General features: G+C 52.3%; 16 protein-coding genes. 13 read left to right on the plus strand and 3 right to left on the minus strand.

Features of this window, described 5'->3' with window-relative positions:
* The first annotated feature begins 6 nt into the window (after positions 1 to 6).
* The 6 genes from IB214_RS05365 (at position 7) to IB214_RS05390 (ending at position 7,848) form a co-directional block, all read left to right on the plus strand.
* Complete coding sequence (locus IB214_RS05365) at positions 7 to 1,599, plus strand: D-aminoacylase (protein WP_117343220.1); 1,593 nt, start codon at positions 7 to 9, stop codon at positions 1,597 to 1,599.
* Between the two features lie 78 nt (positions 1,600 to 1,677).
* Positions 1,678 to 2,964, plus strand: coding sequence for an MFS transporter (locus tag IB214_RS05370; protein WP_115257684.1), 1,287 nt, complete (start codon positions 1,678 to 1,680; stop codon positions 2,962 to 2,964).
* Positions 2,965 to 3,270: 306 nt separating this feature from the next.
* On the plus strand, positions 3,271 to 4,608 hold the full coding sequence (locus IB214_RS05375) for an MFS transporter (RefSeq protein ID WP_117343221.1): 1,338 nt from the start codon (positions 3,271 to 3,273) through the stop codon (positions 4,606 to 4,608).
* 44 nt (positions 4,609 to 4,652) lie between these two features.
* Positions 4,653 to 5,393, plus strand: a complete 741-nt coding sequence (locus IB214_RS05380) for a glucosamine-6-phosphate deaminase (protein ID WP_115257686.1) — start codon at positions 4,653 to 4,655, stop codon at positions 5,391 to 5,393.
* A gap of 10 nt (positions 5,394 to 5,403) precedes the next feature.
* Positions 5,404 to 6,432 (plus strand): N-acetylglucosamine-6-phosphate deacetylase, encoded by a 1,029-nt coding sequence (locus IB214_RS05385; protein WP_115257687.1) that lies wholly within the window; start codon positions 5,404 to 5,406, stop codon positions 6,430 to 6,432.
* Positions 6,433 to 6,672: 240 nt separating this feature from the next.
* On the plus strand, positions 6,673 to 7,848 hold the full coding sequence (locus tag IB214_RS05390; RefSeq protein ID WP_161959039.1) for an ROK family transcriptional regulator: 1,176 nt from the start codon (positions 6,673 to 6,675) through the stop codon (positions 7,846 to 7,848).
* Positions 7,849 to 7,869: 21 nt separating this feature from the next.
* Here IB214_RS05390 and IB214_RS05395 read toward each other — a convergent pair whose 3' ends face one another.
* From IB214_RS05395 to IB214_RS05405, 3 genes are all read right to left on the minus strand, one after another.
* On the minus strand, positions 7,870 to 8,118 hold the full coding sequence (locus IB214_RS05395; protein WP_115257689.1) for a hypothetical protein: 249 nt from the start codon (positions 8,116 to 8,118) through the stop codon (positions 7,870 to 7,872).
* Between the two features lie 21 nt (positions 8,119 to 8,139).
* On the minus strand, positions 8,140 to 9,279 hold the full coding sequence (locus IB214_RS05400) for a hypothetical protein (protein WP_117343223.1): 1,140 nt from the start codon (positions 9,277 to 9,279) through the stop codon (positions 8,140 to 8,142).
* Positions 9,280 to 9,900: 621 nt separating this feature from the next.
* On the minus strand, positions 9,901 to 10,755 hold the full coding sequence (locus tag IB214_RS05405; protein WP_096756047.1) for a MurR/RpiR family transcriptional regulator: 855 nt from the start codon (positions 10,753 to 10,755) through the stop codon (positions 9,901 to 9,903).
* Between the two features lie 292 nt (positions 10,756 to 11,047).
* On the opposite strand from IB214_RS05405, the gene IB214_RS05410 reads away from it, so the two are divergent.
* The 7 genes from IB214_RS05410 (at position 11,048) to IB214_RS05440 (ending at position 20,693) form a co-directional block, all read left to right on the plus strand.
* Entirely contained in the window at positions 11,048 to 12,553 is a 1,506-nt protein-coding gene (locus IB214_RS05410; RefSeq protein ID WP_115257691.1) for a CoA-acylating methylmalonate-semialdehyde dehydrogenase, read from the plus strand.
* A gap of 11 nt (positions 12,554 to 12,564) precedes the next feature.
* Positions 12,565 to 14,490: a 3D-(3,5/4)-trihydroxycyclohexane-1,2-dione acylhydrolase (decyclizing) gene (gene iolD / locus IB214_RS05415; RefSeq protein WP_117343224.1), complete on the plus strand. Its 1,926-nt coding sequence runs from the start codon at positions 12,565 to 12,567 to the stop codon at positions 14,488 to 14,490.
* 340 nt (positions 14,491 to 14,830) lie between these two features.
* On the plus strand, positions 14,831 to 15,817 hold the full coding sequence (iolG, locus tag IB214_RS05420; protein WP_096756050.1) for an inositol 2-dehydrogenase: 987 nt from the start codon (positions 14,831 to 14,833) through the stop codon (positions 15,815 to 15,817).
* 38 nt (positions 15,818 to 15,855) lie between these two features.
* Positions 15,856 to 16,785, plus strand: a complete 930-nt coding sequence (locus IB214_RS05425) for a substrate-binding domain-containing protein (protein WP_096756051.1) — start codon at positions 15,856 to 15,858, stop codon at positions 16,783 to 16,785.
* Positions 16,786 to 16,961: 176 nt separating this feature from the next.
* Positions 16,962 to 18,509, plus strand: a complete 1,548-nt coding sequence (locus IB214_RS05430) for a sugar ABC transporter ATP-binding protein (protein WP_096756052.1) — start codon at positions 16,962 to 16,964, stop codon at positions 18,507 to 18,509.
* 11 nt (positions 18,510 to 18,520) lie between these two features.
* Positions 18,521 to 19,549: an ABC transporter permease gene (locus tag IB214_RS05435; protein ID WP_096756053.1), complete on the plus strand. Its 1,029-nt coding sequence runs from the start codon at positions 18,521 to 18,523 to the stop codon at positions 19,547 to 19,549.
* A gap of 10 nt (positions 19,550 to 19,559) precedes the next feature.
* Positions 19,560 to 20,693 (plus strand): Gfo/Idh/MocA family oxidoreductase, encoded by a 1,134-nt coding sequence (locus tag IB214_RS05440; RefSeq protein ID WP_117343225.1) that lies wholly within the window; start codon positions 19,560 to 19,562, stop codon positions 20,691 to 20,693.
* Positions 20,694 to 20,702 lie beyond the last annotated feature (9 nt).

Raw genomic sequence — 20,702 nt, forward strand, 5'->3', positions numbered from 1 at the left:
ATTACGATGAAAACCATTTTCAAAAACGGAAATGTGATCGATGGGACGGGCAGCGAAGGCAGGATTGCCGATGTGATGGTTGATGACGGTCGTATTGTGGCGATCGGCCAAATTGATGCTGGCGTAAATGAACAGGTTATTGATGCAACAGGAAAAGTAATTTGTCCTGGCTTTATTGATACCCACACACATTCTGATTTGTCGGCAATTATTAATCCCGCGCTGTCGGCAAAAATTCGTCAGGGTATTACCACGGAATTACTCGGACAGGATGGCGTGGCACTTGCGCCGTTGCCTGAGGAATATATTCCGGCCTGGCGTAAAAATATTGCCGGACTGGATGGCGATACCGACAAAATTGACTGGAAATACAAGAATACGGACGGTTATCTCAATTTATTGGCCTCTCGTCACCCGGCCACTAACCTTGCGTATCTGGTCCCGCATGGCAATGTGCGTATGGAAGCGATGGGGCTGGATGGGCGACCTTCCACCCGTGAAGACGTGGCCAAGATGTGCGAGGTCCTCGAGCGGGAGTTAAAGGCTGGAGCATTTGGCCTGTCCACCGGGCTTATCTATATGCCGTGCGCTTTTGGCGATACCGCTGAGATGATTGCGCTGTGCAAGGTCACGGCGAAATACAACGGGATCTTCGTGGTGCATCAGCGCAGTGAAGCCGACGACATCATCAACTCCACCCAGGAACTGATCGATATCGCTAAAGCAACCGGCGTCTGGCTGCACATTTCGCATATGAAAGTTTGCGGCAAGAAAAACTGGACGCTGATTGATCGGATGCTGGGCATGCTGGAGCAGGCGCAGGAAGAGGGGATCCGCATCTCTTTCGATCAGTATCCTTACGTTGCGGGCAGCACCATGCTTGGTGTGATCCTGCCACCGTGGGTCCATTCGGGTGGAACCGACAAGCTGCTTGAACGTCTGGCCTCGCCTGAACTGCGGGAGAAGATGATCGCTGATATTCAACAGGGCATTCCGGGCTGGGATAACTTTATTGATTTCGCCGGTCTGGATCAGATTTTTGTTACCAGCGTGAAGACAGAAAAAAATCAGGATGCCGTTGGCCTGAACCTCGTCGAGTTGGGTGAACTGCGTGGTAAAGATCCGTACAACGCCACCTTTGATCTGCTGTTTGAAGAAGAAAATGCCGTTGGGATGGTCGATTTCTACGGCACGGAAGAACACGTAATTAAGTTCCTCTGCCGCCCGGAACAGAACGTCTGTACCGATGGCCTGATGGGCGCAGGTAAGCCGCATCCGCGCGTGTTCGGTGCTTTCCCTCGTGTACTGGGTAAATATGTGCGGGAAGAAGGCTGTCTGACCTGGGAATCGGCAATCCGTAAAATGACCGGAAAACCTGCCGAGGTGTTGGGCTTGCAGGATCGAGGGCTGATTAAGGTCGGTTATGCTGCGGATATTGTGATGTTCGATCCGTACACCATTACCGATAAAGGCACATTTGTTGAACCTAATCAGTATCCTGAAGGGATCGAACTGGTAATGGTCAATGGACGTATTGCTTTAATTAATGGCATAGAGAGCTATGCCTGTAGCGGTACTGTTATTAGAAAACAATACTAATAAATAACGCGCAACACGCGTTGATCTCTCGCGACCATTTATAGCCGCGAGAGATCACTACACCCCAAGGACATCACAATGAACCAACAAGCATCTTTACCTTCAGGTAAACCAAAGACCTGGAAAGCAAGATATACCGTCCTGTCATTAATCTGGCTGGCATGGCTGCTTTCTTTTCTCGACCGTATGGTGATGAGCGTTTCATTACCGTATATCGGTAAAGATTTAAATCTTGATACCACGCAACAAGGTTTAATTATTAGCGCCTTCTTTATTGGTTACGCGGCATTTCAAATTCCCGGCGGTTTATTGGCGGATAAATTTGGCTCGCGTAAAATTATGGCCATTGGCATTGCCTGGTGGTCAATTTTCACCAGCTTAACCGGTGCGGTACTGACGCTTCCTCTGATGCTGGCCGTCCGCTTCTTATTTGGCATTGGTGAAGGGTGCTTCCCGTCTGCGTCCTGGAAGATGATCTCGACCTACTTCCCGTCAAAAGAGCGTGGTCGTGCAACGGCGATTCAGTCGACGGTGAATACCTTAGGCCCGGCGCTGGCGGTGGTGGTTGCGGCGAGCATCATCGGGGCATTTGGCTGGCACATGGTCTTTATCGTGCTCGGTATTCCCGGTCTGTTTATTGCGGCGGGTATCTATTTCTTTACCCGGGACAACCCGAAAGATCACCCGGCTATTACGCAGCAGGATCTGGCGGAACTGGCGGCTGACGATCAAGGTAGTCAGCAAAATACCCGTGCCGTTGCGTTCAAAGACGTGCTCAGAATGCCCGTGCTATGGCAGATGGCGGCTATCTGGTTCTTGTTTGATATCACCTTCTGGGGCTTCTCTACCTGGCTGCCAAGCTATTTGATCACCGTCCGTGAGTTCTCACTGGCGAAGACCGGTGTGATGGCGGCGATTCCATTCCTGTTTGGCGCATGTGGCACATTGATCGGTGGATATTGCTCCGACAAATACAAGTCGTTGCGTAAGATGTTCTACGTTGTGACATCCGTTATTGCCGCAGGTTTCCTGTATTTGACCTTTAGCGTAAGCAGCGCGGATATGGCGGTGGTTTACCAGTGTATTTCAGCACTGTTTATGTTCTTCGCCATGGCGACATTCTGGGGGATTTTGATGGACACTATTCCCAGCAACATCATGGGTCGCGCATCCGGCATCGTTAACTTTGGTGGACAAATGGCAGGGGTGGTTTCCGCACCGGTCATTGGTTGGTTAATCCAAAGCAGCGGCGGCAGCTACAACAGCGCATTTATCTTTATGATTGCGGCATTGATTTGTTCGGCAGTGGTGACGCTGACCGTGAAAAACTCCCACGCTATTGGTGCATTACCCAGTCAAGCCTGATTAATGTTTGTCTCCTGTGGCTCTGGTGTGCCAGAGTCACAGGCATTTTGATACCATGTTCAACCACCTTTCCTGCGCTTAATTACCCCCCCCTGAATCCTCATTTCCTTCTCCGTCTTTATTCATAAATCAGTATTGTCATGACAGCTGTCACATTTACGATCTGAATTATGAACGATCATGTTCAAAAATAAATAGAGTAGTGATACCGTCATCGTACGCGAGGTTGATGTCCGCTTGTTACCCAAACCATGCAATGTTTTTTATTGCTTTAAAACAAATAGTTAATGAAATTCAGGGGGTGCAATGAGTGAAGCCAATTTAGACAGAGTAAGACAACTGGAGGTCCCGCAAGAGCAGGGCGCCAGTAAGAAGACGATCCGTAAAGTCATGTTTGCCAGCATCTCGGGAACCGTTATTGAATGGTATGACTATTCGCTATACGGCGCTGCAGCAGGGTTGGTGATTAATAAACTCTATTTTCCCAATCTTTCGCCCACCATAGCCACCTTAGCCGCTTTTTTAACCTTTGCGGTCGGCTTTGTCTCTCGTCCGCTAGGGGGCGTGATTATCGCGCATATTGGTGACCGTTATGGGCGTAAACCCGCACTGATATTTGCGGTGGTTTTGATGGGGATTGCGACGCTGGCATTGGGACTGTTGCCAACTTATCACCACATTGGTATTTGGGCGACAATCGCCCTGGTGGTTATCCGCTTAATGCAGGGGTTTGGCTCTGGCGCAGAATTGGCGGGTGCCCAGACCTTTGTGGCTGAATATGTCCCTATTAAACAGCGAGGTTTTTATACTTCACTGATCAATGCCTCTACTGGGGTCGCTATTCTACTTTCATCGCTGGCCTTTTTTCTGGTAACCCAGTTACCGGATGAAGCCTTTATGAGTTGGGGATGGCGTGTTCCGTTCTTGTTCTCCATTGTGCTGTTTATTGTGGCTATTTACATCCGTAAACATCTGGATGAAACACCTGAATATGTTAAATCAATGGAAAAGGCCGAGAGTAATAAGAAAACGCATGCAGTTCCGCTTAAGGCATTGATTATGAACAGCCCGAAAAACCTTATTTGTGGTTTCTTCAGTCTGGCTGGTCATCAGGCTAATGGATATTTACTCAGTGTTTTCAGTATCAGTTATTTGACTAATACCTTAGGGATGGAAAAATCAGAAGGGCTTATAGCGCTGATGGTTGCTGTAACGGTGAATACCATCATGACCCCAATCATGGGAAAAATGGCTGATAAATATGGCACCACCGTGGTCTTCTCATTTGGCGCTATTTTCCTCGGAGCTTTCGCTTTCCCTTTATTCTGGTTCCTTGATAGCGGCAATATTGTGTTGGCAACTCTCGGCATGTGTATTGCCTACGGTATTGGTCATGGTGCGACATCGGGGGCACAGGGGGCATTTCTGGCAAACCTGTTCCCAACACAATACCGTTATTCCGGTATTGCATTATCGCGTGAACTCAATAGCGTTATTTTTGCGGGTTCCACACCGGTGATTGCCGCTGCACTTATCACTTTTGGTGATGGTGACCCCACCTACCTGATCTATTACCTGATGTTTTGTAGCCTGCTGACCTTAGTGGCGGTGCAAATGGCGAAAGGACTTAAAGAACATCATTAATACGTATTCAGGTACAGTATTGAAAATTAACAAATGAGGTAAATATGAATATTACGATTTTAGAAAACAAAGCTCTATTGGGTGTGGGCGCGGCACAAGCCGGTATTATTGCCATAAAAGATGCACTAGATCAGAAAGACCATGTTGCTATTATCCTTGCAACCGGAGCCAGTCAATTTCAAATGCTGGAAAATCTTATTAAGGCCGATATTGACTGGTCGCGAGTGACGATATTCCATCTGGATGAATATATTGGCCTAAGTGACGATCATCCCGCCAGTTTTCGCCGTTATTTGCGTGAACGTGTTATCGAGAAACTCCCGGCAGTGGGCCAGTTTGTGGGGGTGAATGGTTCTGCTGAGAATATTGTCGAGGAGATTGACCGTCTCAACCGGTTGATTAGCGCACAAGAGATTGACGTTTGTTTTGCCGGGATTGGTGAAAATGGCCATCTGGCCTTTAACGATCCGCCAGCAGACTTTACAACGACGGTCCCCTATCTGACGGTTGAACTGGATGAGGCCTGCCGCCGGCAGCAACTGGGCGAAAAATGGTTCAGTTGCCTGGAAGAGGTTCCGACCCAAGCTATTTCGATGAGCATTAATCAAATTATGCTCTCCAGAGTACTGATCCTGAGTATTCCGGATACGCGTAAAGCGCTGGCGGTAAAACAGGCATTGCAGGGACCCGTAGTGAATAGCGTTCCGGCTTCAATTGTACAACGTCATCCTGCCTGTCAGGTTTTTCTGGATAGTGAATCCGCCTCGTTAATGACTGAACAGTAAGGGATGAAAGATGAAAGTCACTCTAGGTTTATTTGATATACAGGTGAATGGATTTGCCGGCGTTGATTTCAATGATGAAAATATTGATGCTGACAGGCTGGACTCCGCTCTGGAGGCTATGCTGAAAACCGGCGTGACTTGCTGTCTGCCAACGTTGATCACCGCATCAAAAAGCGTGCTGACCAGACGCTTTCGGGCGCTCGATAAGGCGGTGGCAGAGAGTAAACTCGGTGCGTTTATGGTTCCGGGATATCATCTGGAAGGGCCTTTTCTGAATCCGGCAGAGGGATATGCCGGTTGTCATCCTGCACAAGATATGACGTCACCGGATGTTCGGTTGATTGATGAGCTGGAGAGGGAACTGATACGACCGATTTTGCTGGTCACTTGTGCACCGGAGTTTGATGAAGGTGGAGGGTTCGTAAGGGCGTTAGTGAAAAGGGGGAAATGTGTCGCCGTTGGGCACTCCAGTGCGGGGTACGCCTCGCTTCAGGCTGCGGTTGAGGCAGGAGCCAGCCTGTGCACGCATCTGGGTAATGGTATACCTCAGATATTGCCTAAGCTGGATAACACGTTACAGGCGCAGTTGAGTTGCGACGCATTGCATGCCAGCTTTATTGCCGATGGATTACATATTCCGCCATTTGCGCTCAAAAACCTTCTGCGAGCAAAAACGCTTTCCCGCTCAATTTTAGTCACGGATGCAATGAGCGCTGCCGCTTGTGACCTCCCGGGACAATATCCTTTTGCGGGAATCAACGTGGAGCGTGCGCAAGATGGAAAGGTACGCCAACCTGGTGCCAGCAACCTGGCGGGTTCTAGTCTGACGCTTGATCAGGCCGTGCGTAATCTGGTGAACTGGGACATTGCCAGTTTTGATGACGCCGCGGCAATGGCAAGCGCTCACCCAATCCAATTTATGCAACCGGCCATGGTATATCATCAGTGTGCCAGCCCTGATACCAGGGTGGTTTGGGATGAAAATAATATCATCACTGAATGTTACATCGGTACAGAGATAAGCCGACGCTACCCCTAAAAGCCCGGGGGCAATAATGCCCCCACCACGTTTGTGTTATCCCTTCCCCATTAAGATTGTCTTTCTGTGTTGTAATGCTTTGTTCCTGCTGTCGTGAAAAGGTAAATCAGGGTTGATTGATGCTCGACCTTTCAGGATACTTCGTCAGGTAACCCTAATGAAAAAATGCACCTCTTCTGCGTCATTATGAGGATTGCCGCCAACTTTTCGGCCCTGAACCCGAACGTTATTAAAAAGAGCATGAATAATAAACGCACTATAGATTTTTTAACCCATTTGCCGATTACCCGTGCCTTACTCAATGATAAAGAACGCGTTTTTCTTGCCGTTCTGAAGGGAGAGGTTAAAACCCGAAGCGAAGCGACCAAACGACTGTCGATTCGTTCAACCACGATCTCCGAATATGTTGCGGAATTGCTGGAAAGTCGACTGTTAACCGAAGAACCCAGCGAGCATGTCGGGCGAGGCCGGCCGTCGCTGACGCTTGGCGTCAATGCCAACCGGGTAGTGACGATTGTTTTTCAGGTCATCAGTCAGTCGGTACATACATTTATGGTCAACCTGTCGGCACAGATTATTGCCCATGAGCATACCGAAGCGCCCCCGGATAGTGACAATGCTGCACTGGCAGTCATCTTTCGCAATCTCTATAACAGCATTTTTGAGAAACTACCAAAAGATGCTGAGTTAGCAGGTATCGTTTTTTCTCTTGGCGGTGTTTTTGATCGTACGACTAACCGCTGGATTCATACATCTCGCTGGCCCCGGATGCATAACCTGGATATCAGAAATGTTTTTCCGGATGAGAACCACTCCATCACGTTGTCCCGTACGCTGGACAATGAGCTGTTGATTCATCTGCTTCAGAAGGATGAAAGCACATTATTGGTGCACTGGGGATATGGCGTTGGTTTTGCGTTTGGCCAGTCCGGGGACAAAATTGTTGAGGGTGGCTATGCTTTCGGCGAAATTGGTCATTGGCATATTGCAGGGCATAATGCCCTTTGCCATTGTGGGCAAAAAGGGTGCCTGGAGACGGTCGCAGCACTGTGGTCGATTGGTCGTCAGGTTTTGGTTGAGGACTTTCAGACCGGAGATGATGAAGAGAATATTGCCACTCTCCTTGAATCAAGGAACCTGATGGATAATCCCGCCGTGCAGCAAGCGGTAGAACAGATGACCACCGCAGTCTCAAACGTTTGTCGCGTGTTTTTCCCGAAAAAACTGATCGTTTCTGGCCCCTTCGTAAAAAACGCGGGTATTTGGCAAGCGTTCAGTGAGGGCTTTCAACAGCAGAATAGCTTTTTTGGGCAGACTATTGAGGAACTCTCGGTCAGTCGGGTGAGTCGCGATCTCGGTGTCTATGGAGCCGCAATCCCGGTGCTGGAGCAGGGGCTTGCGAAACTGTTGCAGTAGTGCGTTTTGTATTGAAGCGGGTTAGCGTTGAACGCTGGCAAGAATCGCCCGGAATAACGCGATAGCCCGCCAGATGTCGTCCTCGGTGTCACCATCCCAGTCAGGAACAGTGACCCGTTCGGCTTGTAACTGCTTTATCAGTATATGCGCATCCGCGACTTCATCGCGGCCACACTGTGCGGCGATGCGTGAAATCGATTCCGCAGACAGTTGGGAGTAAGGGCTAACATCCTTTCTTTCCGTGTGGAGAATTTTTTGTAGTTTGCGCATGAGTTAATGTGTTCAAGTGTCCTAAATCAATCTCTTAATTGAATTCTCTAATGAAAATAACACAGGGTGTTTTAAACCACAAAAATAAGACGTAGCGTTGTTTATTTTCTCCAGGTTGGGATAGGTCATGCCGTTTCTATTTTTAGAGAAACATGCAGTATAGACATCCATATGGTTTAACACTTCAGTATTTAATGGTCTGGCCTTTGTGTATATCTCTGTGGCGAAAGCACTGCATTGACTACAGTTGCAATGACATGTGGCGTAATCAGTAGAGATGATACAATTATCATTGTCTAGGTTAAATCCTAATTTCCTTCGTCGAGTATAGGCATCCATTATTCCCCTAGCTTCATGTTTCAACAACATGTTTGCCCATTCACCTCTTTTTAAATAGGGTGATAGTATATAGCTCAGTAACAAGATAGTTCTTTCATTTACCGTAGGGTAGACGTTTACGGTGTTCATTTGTTTAGTTTTGATGATGAAATAGGAAGCTATTATAAAACCAAGACAACGGGCGGTGCCGATTTCCAGATCTCTATTTCGTTTGTGTGTAGTGTCATTACCGCTTAAGGGCATAAGTGAGTTTTCGAAAGCTAAAAAATCAGCAATAAACGCCATAGTTCTGATGTAGGACGGTTGATGTCCATTGTGCTGAAAAAACGCATGATGACTGCATATTAGATGAACCAGTTCATGAAAAAAAACAAAGTTCATAAAAGATTTTGCTGTGTTCAGTGCGACGTCTACTGATTGAGTATCAACTCTATTGGCAATCATACATAGAGCCGTATCTGCTAATGCCGTGTGCTTAAAGATCGTGGATAAATCGAGGCTGATATTTAAGTTGTAGGTTCCTGCAACAATAATTACCCAAGAGTAGAATCTCCGGTTAATTGCAATAAATGCAGTATCATCTTTGATATTTATCTGGACTAATGGTTCATTCTCATAAACAAACCCCCAAACAGATGTTCGCACAGGGATTAAGGCGTTTTGTCCTAGCCAGGCGTTGAGTGTTAAATCAAGCTCAGTAAAAGAATACCAGGTAATATCGGTGTCAATATCTGCCGGGGAACACCAGGATTGATAAGGCCAGGAGTCAGGCATGTTATCCGGGAATATAACATTGTTTAATGATTCTCGTATTTGATTCATTTTACTCTACACCATCAATCAATTGCTTCGTTGACTACCAGCAAGGCAACATGCGTTGCAATTCTGGTATCCTGTTTCTCTCCTTAAATGATGAAAAAATGCTTGATCGAAATTGTTATCACCCGAAAGTATGAAAAAGCATATTGCTGATCTGTTTTCTGCACAACGAACGATGGTGTCCAGGCGGTTCGTTCATGGGATATTCCTGCTATATATATGCGTAAAAACAAGTGTAGGATAGTTTGTAATGGAAATAAAATTCATAAAAAATCAAACATTGGCAACATATTGAAAAATAATATTTGTTTGCATAATAAATCTTATAATATATAGGAATATGTCGTTTTCTCGTGCGGATAAGGCGCTTAACGGCTCTGGTTACCCAGCGGCGCGGTCTCGCATTCTGCGGCCCTGTGAGAGAACCGCAGTCTGACTCGGACCATGTTGAACGATGGAAGAGATAAGGCACAGGCCTATTACGCTATGCCGAACGCTCTTTGCAAGCATTGCAAGGATTAGATCAGCGCGTAAGATGATTGCGCTCGCGGCGTGCCAGATACCTGTTTATTGGACAACATGCTATCCGGCATTCGTCGCGGTGGAACGGCCTGGTTGCCATACTTACCCAGCCGAACGGCTTTTTTCGTTGCTGCCATCACCTAATTTGTACGCCAGCGCTACCACTAACGATTGCACCAGACACAGCGTGGCAGACTGCGACCGAAAGGCGTCGACCTGCGCCTCTTTCACCACAAAGCAGAGATCGCTGAACGTTGCCAGCGGGCTGATCTGGCTGTCGGTAATCACAATCTGGCGAGCACCGGCATTCGCTGCCGTTTCACTGACCATGACGGTCTCTTCTGCGTAAGGCGAGAAGCTAATCGACACTACGATATCGTTCGCTTTAATGCGGTTTATCTGTTCGCGCAGCATTCCCCCCATCCCGTCGAGCAGAATAGGGCGGCACTCAAGATGGCTCAGGGCATAAGTAAGATAGGCGGCTACGCTAAATGAGCGGCGCAAACCGGCGATGTAAATCGTGTCGGCATCTGCCAACAGTTGTACTGCACGTACCAGCATTTCGGGTTCAGCGCGGGCCGCCAGCTGCTGTAAGGCCTGCGCATTCGAACGGGCAAATTCCTGCAGGATGTCCAGCGGGGTTTCCGGCACCGCTTCACTTTCCATTTCACGAAACAGTCGTGCGCGGTCGCTGTAGCTGGCGGTCTCTTCCACTAGGTTCATACGAAACAGCTGTTTCATTTCGTTGAAACCGGAGAAGTCAAAGGCATTAGCAAAGCGGATCAGCGTCGATGGCGGTACTCCGGCACGCTCGGCAATGACGGCAACCGTATCGAAGGCCACGCTATTGGTATTATCCAGCACATAGCGGGACACCTGCTGCAGCCTCTTGCTCAGGCTATCGTAGCGATCGCGGATTTGCTGCTGCAGCTCGTTCAGGCTGGTTGCTGTCGTCATTTTACCTCCTGTTACATCGTTTTATGATTCTAAACGCAAAGCCGCGTCTTTTAAATGTTGATGATTCAATTGCTGTTAAAAATGAAACAAAAGCTTCAATCCTCTCTTCGCGTGAAATACACGGATAGCCAGATTATTCTGGCAATGCTGCTTGTTAACATAAAAATCCATCCTTGATCACATTAATCAATATTTGTTTTATTTCAACTTAAAATGGAATATTTGTTTCATATATAGTACACAGAGAACAGTGTTCAGGTAACAGCCACGTATCAACAGCGAGAGGTTAAGGATGGAGACGGTAGCGAATTTTATTCACGGCGAATGTGTCACCGGTTCAGGCCAGCGTGTGCAGGCAATCTTCAACCCAGCCACCGGCGAACAAATCCGCCAGGTGGTGATGAGTACGGTACAGGAAACCGAGCAGGCCGTTGCGGCGGCGCATGAAGCCTTTCCTGCATGGGCGCGCTATTCTCCGCTAAAGCGTGCGCGAGTGATGTTCCGCTTTAAGGCTTTGCTGGAAGAGAACATGACGCGACTTGCCCGCTTAATCAGCGAAGAGCATGGCAAAGTGTTCTCTGATGCCGTCGGCGAAATCACCCGAGGTCTGGAAGTGGTGGAGTTTGCCTGTGGCATTCCTCACCTGCAAAAAGGTGAGCACTCAGCCAACGTGGGAACGGGCGTCGACAGCCACTCGCTGATGCAACCGCTCGGTGTGTGCGTAGGGATCACGCCGTTTAACTTCCCGGCGATGGTGCCGATGTGGATGTTCCCCATCGCGCTGGCGACCGGCAACACCTTTGTGCTGAAGCCGTCGGAAAAAGATCCTTCTCTGGTGCTCGAACTGGCAAAGCTGCTGCAACAGGCGGGGCTGCCGGACGGTGTGTTCAACGTGGTTCAGGGCGATAAAGCGTCGGTAGACGTGCTGCTGACCGACCCGCGGGTTCAGGCCGTGAGCTTTGTCGGTTCAACCCCCATAGCCGAATACATTTATCAAACTGCATCGGCTCACGGTAAACGCTGTCAGGCGCTCGGTGGGGCAAAAAACCACTGTATTTTAATGCCGGATGCCGACATGGAGATGGCCACCAGCGCCATTATGGGCGCAGCTTATGGCGCGGCAGGGGAACGCTGCATGGCGCTTTCCGTCGTCCTGGCCGTCGGCGATAAAACGGCAGATGAACTCTGTGCCCGACTGGAACAACAGATTGCGGCGCTGCGCGTCGGGCCGGGCCTTGACCAGACGCCGGAAAATGAAATGGGACCGCTGATCTCCTCGGTGCACCGCAGTAAAGTACTCGGCTATATTGATAGCGGTGAATCTCAGGGTGCCCGCTTGCGCGTTGACGGTCGTGGCTTTAGCGTCAAAGGTCATGAGCAGGGCTATTTTGTCGGGCCGACGTTGTTCGACAAGGTCACGCCAGAGATGACCATCTATAAAGAAGAGATTTTTGGACCAGTACTTTCTGTGGTGCGGGTAGCAGATTACGCCAGTGCGGTGGAACTGATTAACCGTCATGAATATGGTAATGGCACGGCTATCTTCACCCGTGACGGCGGCTGCGCGCGTCGTTTCTGCGAAGAGGTTCAGGCCGGGATGGTTGGGGTAAACGTCCCGATCCCGGTCCCGATGGCGTTCCACAGCTTTGGCGGCTGGAAACGCTCTATCTTTGGTGCGCTTAACGTTCACGGCAACGACGGCGTGCGTTTCTACACCCGAATGAAAACCGTTACCGCACGCTGGCCGGAAATGCAGCAGGACACGGGCGCGGCGTTCTCCATGCCGACGCTGGGCTGACAGGAGGCGCTATGCAAACCGAACGTATGACCATGGCCCAGGCGCTGGTCAAATTCCTCAATCAACAGTATGTCTGCGTTGATGGACATGAAACGCCCTTCGTGGAGGGCGTGGCGACCATCTTTGGTCACGGTAATGTGCTCGGAATCGGCCAGGCGCTGGAGCAGGATGCCGGGCATCTGAAGGTGATGCAGGGATGTAATGAGCAGGGAATTGCGCATATGGCGACAGGGTTCGCCAAACAGCATCGCCGACAGCGTATTTGGGCCGTGACATCGTCGGTAGGTCCCGGAGCGGCCAATATGGTGACGGCGGCGGCGACCGCCACGGCGAACCGCATTCCGCTGCTGCTGTTGCCGGGGGATGTTTACGCCAGCCGCCAGCCGGACCCGGTATTGCAGCAGATTGAGCAGTATCATGATCTTAGCATCAGCACCAACGACTGCTTCCGTCCGGTCTCTCGTTACTGGGATCGTATTAACCGTCCAGAGCAGTTAATGAGCGCAATGTTAAGTGCGATGCGAACACTTACTGACCCCGCAGATACTGGCGCAGTGACGATTTGCCTGCCGCAGGATGTGCAGGGTGAGGTCTGGGAGTATCCGCTTAGCTTCTTCGCGCGCCGTGTTCACTACATTGAACGCCGACCGCCTGACCCTCAGCGTCTGGAGAGGGCCCGGGCGCTGATTGCGCGTAAACAGCGCCCGCTGGTGGTGTGCGGTGGTGGCGTGCGTTACGCCGGCGCACATGAGGCGTTTCGTACGTTTGTCGAGACGCTGCATCTGCCGTTTGCTGAAACCCAGGCCGGAAAGGGCGCGCTGGTAAGTGACCACCCACTTAACCTGGGCGGTATCGGCGTGACGGGAGGTATGGCGGCGAATCAACTGGCAACCCAGGCCGATCTGGTTATTGGCATTGGCACACGTCTCACCGACTTTACCACCGGTTCGAAAGCCTTGTTCTCGCACCCGGACGTGGAATTTCTGCTGCTGAACGTGGCGGAATTTGACGCTTTAAAGCTGGATGCTACCGCGCTGATTGCCGATGCCCAAACCGGGTTGACCGCGTTAACGCAGGCCATGACGGCGTATCGTAGCCGTTGGGGAGAAGAGATTGCTGTCGCGCAATCGGCCTGGCGCGAAGAGTGCCAGCGTTTATGGACGCGCGACTGGCATCCTGATGATGCGCCCGAAGTGGCAGGGCATCTTGATGCACAACTGGCGGAATATGGCGACACGCTCAACACCCGCCTGACCCAGACGCGGGTACTGGGGCTTATCAACCAGCATATTGAAGATAACGCCATTGTGGTGGGCGCGGCCGGTTCGTTACCGGGGGATTTACAGCGACTCTGGCAAGTTAAAACGCCGGACAGCTATCACCTGGAATACGGCTATTCCTGTATGGGGTACGAGATTGCCGCCGCCGTCGGGGCCAGGCTGGCAAAACCACAGCAGCCGGTGTACGCCATGGTGGGCGATGGTTCGTACATGATGCTGCACTCTGAGCTGCAGACCGCCGTGCAGGAGGGCATAAAAGTCACCATTCTGCTGTTTGATAATGCCAGCTTTGGCTGCATTAACAATCTGCAGATGGGCCATGGGATGGGCAGTTTTGCCACCGAAAACCGCCATCGCAACCCGCAAACCGGGCGGCTGGACGGGCCGCTGGTGAAGGTCGATTTTGCCCAAAATGCCGAAAGCTACGGCTGTCGTGCGTGGAAGGTTCATGATGAGCAAAGCCTGCTGGCGGCGCTGGCGGCATCACGTGCGCATCCCGGCCCGACGCTGCTGGACATCAAAGTACTGCCGAAAACTATGACCCATGATTACGCCTCATGGTGGCGAACCGGCGATGCGCAGATGGCTGAATCACCTGCGGTACGCCAGGCCGCAGAACAGACGCTAACGCAGCTGAAAAACGCCCGTCAGTACTGAGGTAGAGTCATGCCGGATGGCGCTGCGCTTACCCGGCCTACGGACTATGGTTAACGGCCGGATAAGGCATTAGCACCGCCATCCGGCAATCCGCCATAACGAAATTTTCATTTCATTTCTCCTGGTTTTTCACACGTCGCCCTCTTCCCGACCGGAAGAGGGCGAATGTCCCTATCTGGCACCCGTCGATGTTGTGATATTGATAACAGATTTTGTCTCACTTATCTCAAAAGTGTTAACCCGCACCCAAAAACATAATTTTCACTATTTATAAAAATGAAATAAATGTTTTATTTGTAGTGTCGTTAGTTCATCGCATTCACCAACACCGGGAGCCGTTATGTTTAACATTGCTTTACTGGGCGCTGGCCGAATTGGCCAGGTACATGCAGCTAACATTGCCAGTCACAGTGCCACCACACTCTGGTCCGTTGTCGACCCGAATCAGGAATTTGCCACCCGTCTTGCCTCGCAATATCAGGCCCGTCTGCAGAGCCTGGATGAGGCGATGACTGATCCGAATGTTCATGCCGTGCTGATCGCCTCCGCCACAGATACCCACGCGGATCTGATTGAACTGGCTGCCCGTCACGGTAAGGCCATCTTCTGCGAGAAACCGGTACATCTGGACCTGGCCCGCGTTCGCGATTGCCTGAAAGTGGTCAAAGAGTACGACGTACCGCTGTTTATCGGTTTTAACCGCCGCTTCGATCCGCAGTTTCGCCGCGTGAAAACGGATGTGCTGGCCGGGCGTATCGGTAAGCCGGAATCCCTGCTGATCATTTCCCGCGACCCGTCACCGCCGCCGGCTGAATATGTCCGTGTGTCCGGCGGGATGTTCCGAGATATGACTATCCATGATTTTGATATGGCGCGTTTTATCATGGGAGAAGAGCCGGTCTCGGTATACGCCCAGGGCAGCAACCTGGTCGACCCGGCGATTGGTGAAGCCGGGGACATCGATACCGCGTTTATCGTCCTGAAATATGCCTCTGGCGCGATGGCGACCATCGTCAACAGCCGCCGCTCTGCTTACGGTTATGACCAGCGCCTGGAGCTGCACGGCTCTGAAGGGCTGCTGTGCGCGGGCAACATTCTGGAAAATCAGGTGCAGCACTATGGCAAGACCGGCTGCACCAGTGCCCTGCCGGAACATTTCTTCCTGCAACGCTACAAATCAGCTTATGCCGCGGAATGGGAACATTTTGTGGCCGTGCTGCGTGGCGAAGCGGTTCCGGATTGCAGCGGTGATGACGGTGAGCGTGCGCTGTACCTCGCGGATAAAGCGCTGGAATCCCTGCACAGCCAGCGTGAAGTTCTCCTCTGATTGTTATACCCAACCCCCCTACACAGAGAGACATAATAATGAAAAAACTGATCTTAGCTGTCCTCATCGCCATGACCTCCGGGACAGCAATGGCTGAAAACGAACAGATCGTGTTCAGTACGCCAAACCTGGCGATGCCGTTTGAAGTCCACATGCAGCGTACGGCGGTGAAAGCCGCAAAAGAGATGGGCGTAAATCTACAGGTTCTTGACGGGCAGGGTAGCTCGCCGAAGCAGGTCGCTGACCTGGAAAACGCCATCACCCGTGGGGCGCAGGGATTTATCGTCTCCCCCAATGATGTTAACGCCGTCTCCAGCGCGGTAGATGAAATCCAGGATGCAAAACTGCCGGTTGTCACGCTTGACCGCTCCGTTGACAGCCAGAAGAAAGTGCCGCACTTCGGTGCCAACAACTACAAAGGTGGCCAGGTGATTGGCGACTTTGTGAAAACCAAATTCCCTGAAGGGGCGGACATTATTCTGCTCACCGGCCAGCCGGGATCGTCTTCCAACATTGAACGGACCAAGGGTATTCGCGACAGCCTGAAAGCGGGTGGCGAAAAGTACAAGATCGTCGCCGATCAGACGGGTAACTGGATGCGTTCTGAAGGGATGCGCATTGTTGAGAGCGTACTGCCTTCGTTGCCGAAACGTCCGCAGGTGATCCTCTCCGCTAACGACGACATGGCGCTGGGGGCCATTGAAGCGCTGCAAGCCCAGGGGATGAAACCCGGTGAAGTGCTGGTAACGGGCTTCGATGCGGTGCCGGAAGCGCTGGCGCGTGTGCGTGATGGCTGGATGGCGGTGACGGCGGATCAGCGTCCTGGCTTTGCGGTCACCACGGCGATGAGCCAGCTGGTCGCCAACGTGCGTGAGAAGAAGCCGATCACCGGCGCGGACTATCCGCCAACGCTTATCACCAAAGAGACCCTGCAGCAGGCTGAGCGTATTAACGAGGCCGGTAACTAATTTATACACGTCATCCTTCAAGCTGCCTCTGTGTTGGCTGCATCTGCTCACCCCAGTCACTTACTTGAGTAAGCTCCTGGGGATTCTCAGACTTGCCGCCTTGATGCAGCTTGAATGATTTTGTGTATATCTGGAGCCGCCGTTACGGGGGCTCACTCTAAAGGAGGAGCAGGCTGATGTCGCAACCCTTACTGAATGTGACCGACCTGGCAAAAAGTTTTTCCGGTGTCTGGGCGCTGAGCAGCGCGCAATTGACCGTTGGGGCAGGTGAGATTCACGCGCTGCTGGGTGAAAACGGCGCAGGAAAATCGACCTTGCTGAAGGCGCTGGCGGGCGCGCAGCCGCAAACTCGCGGTGATATCTGGTTCAACGGTGAAACGTTGCCGGTGGATGATTCCCCCGTTGAGCGGCAGAACAAGGGCATTATCACTATCTATCAGGAATTTAACCTGCTGCCGAATATGACCGTCGCCGAGAATATGTTCCTCGGACGTGAACCGCGCAAACGCAATCTGATTGTTGATGAAAAGGCGGTGAATCAGGAAGCGCAGGTGATTCTGGATTATCTGCAGTTGAACGTGGCGCCAACCACCGCAGTGGCCCGCCTGAGCGTGGCACAACAACAAATGGTGGAAATTGCCCGTGCGCTGACCCTCAATGCGAAGCTGATCATCATGGATGAGCCTTCTGCCGCACTGAGCGACAGCGAAGTGGAAAGCCTGCATCGGGTGGTGCGGGAGCTTAAAAGCCGCGGCGTGAGCATTATTTATGTCACCCACCGTCTACACGAAGTGTTCCAACTCTGCGATCGGTTCACCGTTTTCCAGGATGGCCGCTTTACCGGCAGCGGCGAGGTTGCCCAGACCACGGTAGAACAGCTGATCCGCCTGATGGTTGGGCGTGACGTGGCGTTTAACCGTCGCCCGCCGAGTGAAACCCATCATCAGGACAAACCTGTCCGCCTGGCGATCAAGGGACTAAGCCGTGTAAAACCGCCGCTGGATCCGCACGGCATTGCGCTGCATGACATCAGCTTTCACGTCCATGCCGGAGAAGTGTTAGGCATTGCCGGGCTGGTGGGCGCCGGGCGCACTGAAGTCGCGCGCTGTCTGTTTGGTGCCGACGCTTTTACCTCTGGCACCTTTGAACTGGATGGCGTGCCGTACCTGCCGCGCGATCCGCTGTATGCCCTGGATCAGGGCGTGGCGATGGTCCCTGAAGATCGCAAAAAAGAGGGCGCGGTGCTGGGGTTGTCGATTCGCGACAACCTGTCGCTCTCCAGCCTCTCTTCTCTGTTGCATTGGCGCTGGTTCGTCAACACCCGCAAAGAGGATGCGCTGATTGAGGCTTATCGCCAGGCGCTGCAGATCAAAATGGTCAACAGCGCCCAGGAAGTGCGCAAGCTCTCCGGTGGCAACCAGCAAAAAGTGATTCTGGCGCGCTGCATGGCGCTCAATCCCCGCGTGCTGATCGTCGATGAGCCGACGCGTGGCATTGATGTCGGCACTAAATCAGAGGTGCATCAGGTGCTGTTTGAAATGGCGAAAAAGGGCGTGGCGGTGATTGTTATCTCCTCCGATCTGCCTGAAGTAATGGCGGTTTCCGACCGGATAATCACCCTGAGTGAAGGTCGTGTGACCGGCGAGATCCACGGCGATGACGCCAACGACGAGCGGCTGATGACGATGATGGCCATCAACCACAACGCCCTGAACGCGGCATAACGGAGTTTCTCATGACGCAGATGATTTCTAAAACGCAGGTTCCGGGTAAACGTGCCGGACGCCTCGATCCCATCGCCTTTTTTGAGCGCTTCGGCGTGCTGATTTTTATGATCCTGCTGCTGATTTTCTTCCAGTTGCAGAACAGCAATTTTCTCTCTGAACGTAATATTTTCAACATTCTGACCGAAGTGTCGATCTACGGGATCATGGCCGTGGGGATGACCTTTGTCATTCTGACCGCCGGGATCGACCTGTCGGTGGGGTCCATTCTCGCGGTCTGCGCCATGACCGCCGCGTATGTGATTAAGGGCGACAACTTTACCACCGTTGACCCGAACGCCTGGGGCGGCCTGAGCTGGCTGGTTGGGCTGGGGATTTGCCTCGCGATGGGGACTGCGATTGGCTTTCTGCACGGGCTTGGCGTGACTCGCCTGCGCCTGCCGCCGTTTATCGTCACCCTCGGTGGGATGACCATCTGGCGCGGCCTGACGCTGGTGGTAAACGACGGAGCGCCGATCGCCGGTTTCGATGCGGGCTACCGCTGGTGGGGACGTGGCGAACTGCTCGGCATTTCCATTCCTATCTGGATCTTCGCACTGGTGGCTATCGGCGGCTATCTGGCGCTGCATAAAACCCGCTGGGGTCGCTTTGTGTACGCCATTGGCGGCAACCCGGAAGCGGCGCGTCTGGCGGGGGTCAACGTCAAACGGGTACTGGTGAGCGTCTATGTGCTGATTGGCTGTCTTGCCGGGCTGGCGGGCTTCATTCTTAGCGCGAGGTTGGGCAGCGCGGAGGCGGTGGCCGGGATCTCGTTTGAGCTGCGCGTTATCGCCTCGGTGGTGATCGGCGGAACGTCGTTAATGGGCGGATACGGGCGGATCGGCGGCACCATTATCGGCTCAATCATCATGGGTATTCTGATTAACGGCCTGGTCCTGATGAACGTCTCGGCTTACTACCAGCAAATTATTACCGGGTTAATTATCGTTCTGGCGGTGGCGTTCGACACCTATGCCAAGAGCCGTCGCGGCGCATTGTGAGGGATAAATAATGAAAGAGGTACGCATTGGATTGATTGGCACCGGGTATATCGGCAGGGCGCACGCCATTGCCTATGCCCAGGCGCCGACGGTGTTCGACCTGCGCGGCAAGCTGGTGCGCGAAATGGTCGCCGAAGTTACGCCGGAGCTGGCGGCGCAGCGGGCGCAGGCGTTTGGCTTTAACCGTTCAACCGGGGACTGGCGCGCGCTGGTGGCCGACCCGGCCATTGATGTAGTGGATATTTGTTCACCCAATCATTTGCACAAAGAGATGGCGCTGGAGGCGATTCGCCACGGCAAGCACGTCTACTCGGAAAAGCCGCTGGCGCTCAATGCGCATGACGCCTACGAGATGGTTGAGGCGGCGAAGCGGGCCGGGGTGAAAACGCTGGTGGGGTTTAATTACATGAAAAACCCGACGGCGAAGCTGGCGAAAGAGATCGTCGAACGCGGTGAGATTGGCGAGGTGATCCACTTCTACGGCACCCACAACGAAGACTATATGGCCGACCCACTTTCGCCCATTCACTGGCACTGCTTTAAAGAGACCGCAGGGCTGGGAGCGCTCGGCGATCTGGCTGCGCATATCGTCAATATGGCCCAGTATCTGGTCGGTGATATTCAGCAGGTCTGCGGTGATTTGAAAATTGTGGTGCCGGAACGCCCGGCGCAGGCCGGTTCATCGCAAAAGGTGGCGGTGGAAAACGAAGATCAGGCGCACGCGATGGTGCGTTTTGCGGGCGGTGCACAGGGCGTGATTGAAACTTCTCGCGTCGCCTGCGGGCGCAAAATGGGCCTTTCGTATGTGATAACCGGGACCAAAGGGACCATCAGTTTTACCCAGGAGCGTATGGCGGAGCTGAAGCTCTATCTGCATGACGATCCGGTGAATCGCCAGGGATTTCGTACGCTGCTGGTGGGGCCTGCGCATCCGGACTATGCCGCATTTTGCCTGGGAGCGGGGCACGGTATCGGCTTTAACGACCAGAAAACAGTGGAAGTGCGTGATCTGGTCGACGGCATCGCCGCCGATGTGCCGATGTGGCCGGACTTCGAAGAGGGCTGGAAGGTGTCGCGCGTGCTGGACGCCATTGCGCTCTCACACCGGGAAGGCCGCTGGCTGAACGTGAACGATATTGTCTGAAGAGGTATC

This window comes from Citrobacter sp. C1, assembly GCF_014596895.2.
In the GTDB taxonomy this organism is placed as follows: Bacteria; Pseudomonadota; Gammaproteobacteria; order Enterobacterales; family Enterobacteriaceae; genus Citrobacter; species Citrobacter gillenii.